This window comes from Tessaracoccus bendigoensis DSM 12906, assembly GCF_900141915.1.
Classification (GTDB): domain Bacteria; phylum Actinomycetota; class Actinomycetes; order Propionibacteriales; family Propionibacteriaceae; genus Arachnia; species Arachnia bendigoensis.
On sequence record NZ_FQZG01000116.1, the window covers coordinates 1 to 6,583 of the forward strand.

At 67.7% G+C, this 6,583-nt stretch carries 5 protein-coding genes and 2 tRNA genes; 5 read left to right on the top strand and 2 right to left on the bottom strand.

Going from position 1 to position 6,583, the window contains the following annotated elements; translation table 11 throughout:
* Window positions 1–339 precede the first annotated feature (339 nt).
* Window positions 340–433, bottom strand: a tRNA-Ser gene (locus tag BUC15_RS18175).
* Between the two features lie 76 nt (window positions 434–509).
* Between BUC15_RS18175 and BUC15_RS18180 the strand changes: the two genes are divergently transcribed.
* Entirely contained in the window at window positions 510–2,171 is a 1,662-nt protein-coding gene (locus tag BUC15_RS18180) for an LCP family protein (protein WP_084189734.1), read from the top strand.
* Between the two features lie 53 nt (window positions 2,172–2,224).
* Window positions 2,225–3,772 carry an LCP family protein gene (locus tag BUC15_RS18185; protein ID WP_073191364.1) on the top strand — a complete coding sequence of 516 codons (1,548 nt, stop codon included), beginning with the start codon at window positions 2,225–2,227 and terminating at the stop codon, window positions 3,770–3,772.
* Between the two features lie 32 nt (window positions 3,773–3,804).
* Here the strand turns inward: BUC15_RS18185 and BUC15_RS18190 are convergent, their stop codons facing one another.
* On the bottom strand, window positions 3,805–4,260 hold the full coding sequence (locus BUC15_RS18190) for a hypothetical protein (RefSeq protein ID WP_073191366.1): 456 nt from the start codon (window positions 4,258–4,260) through the stop codon (window positions 3,805–3,807).
* Between the two features lie 188 nt (window positions 4,261–4,448).
* Between BUC15_RS18190 and BUC15_RS18195 the strand changes: the two genes are divergently transcribed.
* From BUC15_RS18195 to BUC15_RS18205, 3 genes are all read left to right on the top strand, one after another.
* A tRNA-Ser gene (locus BUC15_RS18195) sits at window positions 4,449–4,536 on the top strand.
* Window positions 4,537–4,669: 133 nt separating this feature from the next.
* Window positions 4,670–5,485, top strand: coding sequence for a pseudouridine synthase (locus BUC15_RS18200; RefSeq protein ID WP_217652301.1), 816 nt, complete (start codon window positions 4,670–4,672; stop codon window positions 5,483–5,485).
* A 16-nt stretch (window positions 5,486–5,501) separates the two neighbouring features.
* The gene (locus BUC15_RS18205; RefSeq protein WP_073191372.1) at window positions 5,502–6,467 is read left to right on the top strand and encodes an NAD(P)H-quinone oxidoreductase; all 966 of its coding nucleotides are present in this window, start codon (window positions 5,502–5,504) and stop codon (window positions 6,465–6,467) included.
* Window positions 6,468–6,583: the final 116 nt, after the last annotated feature.

Genomic DNA, 6,583 nt, shown 5'->3' on the forward strand with positions numbered 1-6,583 from the left:
CGACCCCAGACGGAGCAAAATCGACCACTGGCCGATTGTCGCCGCCCTCCGCCACACACGGGCGCCGGGGCAGTGGCCGATACTCGACCCCAGACACACCAGAATCGGCCACTGGTCGATTTTCGACGACGCATCCCGGCCGGGGTTGGGGAGGGGTGCGGTGGGTTGGGCAGTGGTGCGGTGGGTTGGGCAGTGGGGAGGGGTGCGGTGGGTTGGGCAGTGGGCATCCGATGCTCGCAGCCCCCGAGCGAACCGGACTGCGCATGGAGCCCGGTCCCACGCACTGCACGTAACCCGACAAAGCACGACGCCCCGGAAAATCCCGGGGCGTCGAGTCACTGGCGGAGGTGGCGGGATTTGAACCCGCGATGGGGTTGAAGCCCCAAACCCGCTTAGCAGGCGGGCGCCATAGACCGTACTAGGCGACACCTCCAGTGCCGCTACAGACTAGCGGAGCATGACACGCGGCGGCAAACGCACACCGGTTATCCTTGACGGCGGGAGGTTTCATGAACGACGCCGAGAGGCCGCACCATGCCGCACGACCAGTCGACGGTGCCACGCCCACAGGGGCCGGGCACGCGCGTCAGATCTGGCCCGGGCACGCCGCCGAGGGCCGCGCGCCCCGGCAAGGCGAACACCGCTCAGGCGGGCCGGACAGCGGCGCCCCGCAACGTCGCCACCTGCGCAGTTCCCTGCTGCTGACACTTGCCTCCGCCGTCATCCCCGGCTCCGGGTTGTTGGGGGCGCCCCGTCGCGGACACAAGATGCTCGGCGCCCTCACTGCCATCGTCTCCGTCGTCACGCTCACGTTCGTTCTCTTCTGGGCCGTCACCGACCTTCCACGCCTCGCACGAGTCGCCGGAAACGAAACCTTCCTCGGCCTGGCGACCTTCGCCCTCATCTTCATCGCCATCGCCTGGGTGGGCCTCATCACCCTCACTCAGCTGACGACCCGGCCGACCGGGCTGCGCGGCGGCAAGCGTCTGCTCAGCGCCGTCGTCGTGACGGGGCTCGCGTTCTGCGTCGCCGCACCGACGGCGGTCGCCGCCCGGTACTCCCACGACACGGCCCGGGCCCTCGATTCCGTGCTCAAGAGCAAGGACGACGTCAAGGCGAACAACCAGCCGACGATCGCCGGCGGATTGGACCCGTGGGCCGACCAGAAACGCGTCAACATCCTCCTGCTCGGCGGCGACGGCAGCGCCTCACGGGCAGAGCAGGTCGCCAAGTACTCGATCCGCACCGACACGATCATGGTCGCCTCGATCGACACGAAGACGGGCAACACCACCCTCATCCAGATCCCCCGCAACGTGCAGTACACGCCGTTTCCCGAAGGCTCCGAGATGGCGGCCGCCTTCCCTGACGGTTTCCGCGGCGACGGCGCCGAAGGCGAGTGGTACGTCAACACCATCTGGCAGCACGTGGAACTCGACTACCCGGACCTCATGGCCGGAAGCACCTACCGTGGCGCCGAGGCCCTGAAGCAGGGAGTGGAGGGCATAACGGGGCTGGAGATCAACCAGTTCGTGCTGCTCAACATCGACGGGCTTGAGGCGCTGATCAACGCCATGGGTGGTGTCACCGTCAACATCAACCAGGAACTCGCCGTCGGTGGAGACACCGCCAAAGGCACTAAGCCCAAGCGCTACCTCCAGCCCGGGCCGAATCAGCACCTGAACGGCCAGGACGCGATGTGGTACGCCCGCAGCCGATGGAACACCGACGACTACAACCGCATGGCCCGGCAATCTTGCCTGGTGAAGGCCATCATCGATCAGGCCAACCCGCAGACGCTGCTCACGAACTTCGAGGCCATCATCAAGGCGTCCGCCGACATGCTGGCCACCGACATCACCGATGATCAGCTCAGCGCCTACATCGATCTAGCCTTCCGGGTAAAGGACGGGGGCACCATCTCACGGCTCGTGTTCTCCAACGGGAACAACGGGTACAGCTACTCCGACCCCGATTTCGAGAAGATGCGGGCGGCGGTGGCAAAGGCTATCGAACCCACACCAACCCCGACGGCAGCCGCTCCGACCACCACCTCGGCCACATCGAACAGCACCGCGTCGGCACCTGATCCCAGCGCGTCGGCAAGCGAGCCTTCCAATGAGGGGGTACACAACGTCTCGGACGCCTGCGCCTGGCAGGGTGAGGGCTGACCCTCCTGACATCGGGTTCTGCTCGCCCTAGACTGACGCGATGGGGAGGGCACATGATTGACGGCGCAGCGCCACGCGGGGAGGAACGACGCCTCCGCACGTCGGTTCTCCTCACGCTCGCCTCAGCACTGATCCCGGGCTCCGGCCTGCTCGGTGCACCACGAAGGGGGCTGCGGGTGCTGGGGGCCGTGACCGCGGTTTCCAGCCTGGCTGTGGCCGGCGGCCTCACTTGGTGGGCATTGACCGACCTGTCCAAGCTCACGCAGACGGCCCAGCGGCAGTCGACCCTCACGTTGGCGACCCCGGTCCTCGGCGCACTGGCGATCGTGTGGGTCGCGCTGATCGTGCTGACCCAGACCACCACCAGACCCAACGGGCTCAGCGCGGGCAGGCGTGCCCTCAGCGCCGCCCTCGTCACCGTCCTGGCGTTCGGCGTCGCCGCACCTACCGCGGTGGCCGCCCGGTACTCGCGCGACGCACATCAGTTGCTGGACACCGTCCTGCCACAGGCGTCAGCGATCAAGGCCAGCAGCCGCCAGACCATCGCACACACCAAGGCACCCGACCCGTGGGCCGACACCCCCCGCGTCAACATCCTTCTACTCGGGGCCGACGGCAACGCGGCCCGCAAGGACAGGATCGAGGAGTTCGGGGTGCGAACCGACACCATCATGGTGGCCTCAATCGACACCCGGACCGGTGGCACCACCCTGATCCAGATCCCGCGCAACCTCCCCCGCACCCCGTTCCCGGACGGCTCCGTCATGGCGGAGGCGTTCCCCCGCGGCTTCCGCGGCGAGGGCGATTCAGGTAACTGGTACGTCAACGGCATCTGGGAGAAGACATCCGCGGGCGGCGACTACGCACACCTGTTCGAGGGCAGCACCTTCCCGGGCGCCGAGGCCCTCAAGCAGGGCGTGGAGGGCATCACCGGGCTGGAGATCGACCGGTTCGTGATGCTCAACATCGACGGGCTCAGCGGCCTGATCGACGCCATGGGCGGTGTGACCGTCAACGTGAACCGCGACCTCCCGATCGGCGGCAACCACAACCGGGGCATCCGGCCGTCGGGATACATCGAACGCGGCCAGGATCGGCACCTGGGCGGATACGAGGCCATGTGGTTCGCGCGTAGCCGCTACGACTCGTCGGACTATGACCGGATGGCCCGCCAATCCTGTCTGGTCGATGCGATCATCCAGCAGGCCAACCCTCAGACGCTGGTCACATCCTTCGAAGCCATCGCCGCTGCCTCGGCCGAGATCCTGACGACCGACATCACCCGTGACGAGTTCGGAGCATTCATCGACCTCGCGTTCCGCGTGCAGGACGGGGCATCGGTGTCACGCCTGGCGTTCGTGCCAGGGAAGAACGGCTACTCGTCGAGCAGGCCGGACTTCGAGGCAATGCGGGCGGCAGTGGCGACGGCGATCGAACCGCAGGAGGCCTCGCCGTCGCCCAGCACCAATCCACCGACGAGCCAGGTCAGCCCGCTACCGGCGTCCGAGTCACCGTCGGCGGCACCGACTGAAACCTACGACGAAGAGCGGCTACGGGACGGGACCCAGAACGTGGCCGACGCCTGCGCCTGGCAAGGCTGAGCGCGGACGCCGCTTCAGGGCCACCGCCTGGCTCAACCCTCGACGCGTCGCCTCGAGGCCTTCAGGCGAGTACGCAGATCGTCCACGACGGCGTCGATCTGATCCGTCTGGGAGAAGACGACGTGCGTGCGTCGTTCGGGTCCGTGGTAGATCGTGATATGCAGCCCGCTCTCGGACTGCGTCACCTGGTTCACCTCGAGCCAGGTGCCGCGATGGTCGCTGCCGCGACCGGTCAGGCGGTACCCGTCGTCGTCCAGGGTGAGGGTCACGGAGGTCGCTCGCATCGTCCAGTAGGCCAGGCCGGCCAGCGCGACACCCGCCAGAAGCAGGATCACGCCCAGGACACCGAGGAACAAGGGCAGCACGAGTGCCCAGTCCTTGGATCCGGCGAACACGATCATGAACGCCCCGAGCAACGCCGCTGCCGCTGCGATGGCGAACGCCCTCACGGGTGGGCGGGACTGGATGATGTAGCTCGTTGGCGCCATGCCCAGAGCCTAGTGGCCAGTCGCATGCCGCACGCAAGGGGTCCGGTTAGACACGCAGGTAAATGAACTGCTCCCTCCCGGCGTCCCCCCATGCCTTGGCTCGAGCCCGCCGCGGGGACCCGGTCCGCCGCCGTCCCCGCATCCGGTGCGACGAGGCGCGTCCCGACGCGCTAGCATGGTTCCGCACTGGCGAGGTCGCATAGTGGACTAGTGCAGCCGCCTTGAAAGCGGCCGAGGGGCAACTCTCCGTGGGTTCGAATCCCACCCTCGCCGCCAATTTCCCGCCGCGGGTGCGGGGTAGCCTTGTCCGATGCCTCCCAGATCCCCGCTCCCGCCAAGACACGGGCTGCAGGCGGCCTGGGTACGCACCCCGGACCGCGACCCCGACAACCCCCTACCTTGGCCGACCATGCGCGACTGGCTGGTCCACAAGCTGGCGCCGGCACCTGAGGACGTCGACGCACTGCTGGCCGAAGGGACCTTCGTCGACGATGCGGGTCGGGCGTGGACCGGAGGCGAGGTCTATCGTCCACACACCTTCGTCTGGTTCCATCGCACGCTGCGCGAAGAGGCCGAGGTGCCGGGCGACCTCACCGTCATCCACCGCGATGAGCGCATCGTGGTGCTCGACAAGCCGCACTTCCTCTCCACCATCCCCCGTGGCCGCCACGTCGTCCAGAGCGCCGTCGTCAAGGCCCGCCTGATGCTCGACCTGCCGGAGCTGTCCGCGGCGCACCGACTCGACCGGGGCACGGCCGGCGTCCTGCTGATGACAACGGAGAAACGATGGCGCGCCGCCTACCACTCGATCTTCACGGCTCGCACCGCACGGAAGGTCTACCACGCACTCGCACCCTACGACCCCGGCTTGGCGTTCCCCCGTCGCGTCGAATCACACCTCGTCAAACGGGTCGGGACGATGCAGGCCGAAGCCCTTGACGAGCCCCCCAACGCGTTCACCGACATCGAATTGATCGAGGTGCGCGGCCGGTGCGCCCTCTACGAGGTGCGACCGCTGACCGGCAAGACCCATCAGATCAGGGCCCACTTCAACCAACTCGGCATCCCCCTGATCGGCGACCCGCTCTACCCAGAGGTGCGCGACACCGGGATCGACGACTTCAGCATCCCGCTCAGGCTGCTGGCGCACTCGCTCGAGTTCACCGACCCGATCGACCAGACGCTTCGACGGTTCGTGTCCGGCAGGGACCTGGCCTGGCCCTGAGCAGTACGCTGGCGGCATGCGAGCAGTAGTCGTTGAGACCCCAGGTGACGTCGATGCCCTGACCATCGGCCAGATCGACACCCCAGTCCCGGGGCAGGGGGAGGTCCTGGTGCGCACCGTCGCTTCCGGCGTCAACCGGGCCGATGTCCTGCAACGGCAGGGCCACTATCCCCCACCTCGGGGCGTGACCGACACGATCGGGCTCGAGGCTTCCGGCGTCGTCGCCGGGGTGGGCGACGGGGTGACCCGCTGGAAGGAGGGCGACGAGGTCGTCGCGCTGCTCGCGGGTGGAGGTTACGCGGAGTACTTCGTCGTGCCAGAGGGGCAGGCGATCGCGCCGCCGCCGGGGGTCGACCTGGTGTCGGCCGCCGGGGTGCTGGAGGTCGCCGCGACGGTTCTGTCGAACACCCGCGTCGGGTTCCTGAAAGCCGGGGACGTGTTCCTCGTACACGGCGGGGCTGGTGGCATCGGCACCTTCGCGATCCAGTACGCCAAGGCGTTGGGCGCAACCGTGGCCGCGACGGCCGGCAGCCCGGAGAAGCTCCAGCACTGCCTCGATTTCGGCGCCGACTACGCCTTCGACTACCACGAGGACTGGGTCGCCGCGGTGAAGGACGCCACCGGGGGTGCCGACATGATCCTCGACATCATCGGCGCGAAGTACCTCGAATCGAACGTGAAGGCGCTGAAGAAGGGCGGGCGCCTCGTGGTGATCGGTCTGCAGGGCGGGGTGAAGGGAACGCTCAACCTCGGCTTGTTGCTCAACAAGGCGGCGACGGTGACGGCGACGTCCCTGCGGTTCAGGCCGGATAAGGAGAAGGCATCGATCTGCCAGGCGGTCGAGCAGGAAGTGTGGCCGATGCTGGGCGACGGCCGCATCCGGCTCGCGCCCGAGACCCGGATCCCGTTCGAAGAAGTGCGCCGGGCCCATGAGCAGCTGGTCGGGGGCGGCAACGTCGGCAAGATCGTACTGGTGCACTGAGCTGGGGTCGCGTCAGGGGTTTGAGCAGGATCCGACACTCAATGAGAAGCTGACGGCATCGTCAGCAGACAACGCGACGGCGCCGTCAATGAGCAGTAGATCCTGCTCAAACCCGC

Excerpts from the sequence above, each read along its gene's own strand:
- BUC15_RS18180 (WP_084189734.1), top strand. The coding sequence starts at position 510 with ATGAACGACGCCGAGAGGCCGCACCATGCCGCACGACCAGTCGACGGT.
- BUC15_RS18185 (WP_073191364.1), top strand. The coding sequence starts at position 2,225 with ATGATTGACGGCGCAGCGCCACGCGGGGAGGAACGACGCCTCCGCACG.
- BUC15_RS18190 (WP_073191366.1), bottom strand. The coding sequence starts at position 4,260 with ATGGCGCCAACGAGCTACATCATCCAGTCCCGCCCACCCGTGAGGGCG.
- BUC15_RS18200 (WP_217652301.1), top strand. The coding sequence starts at position 4,670 with ATGCGCGACTGGCTGGTCCACAAGCTGGCGCCGGCACCTGAGGACGTC.
- BUC15_RS18205 (WP_073191372.1), top strand. The coding sequence starts at position 5,502 with ATGCGAGCAGTAGTCGTTGAGACCCCAGGTGACGTCGATGCCCTGACC.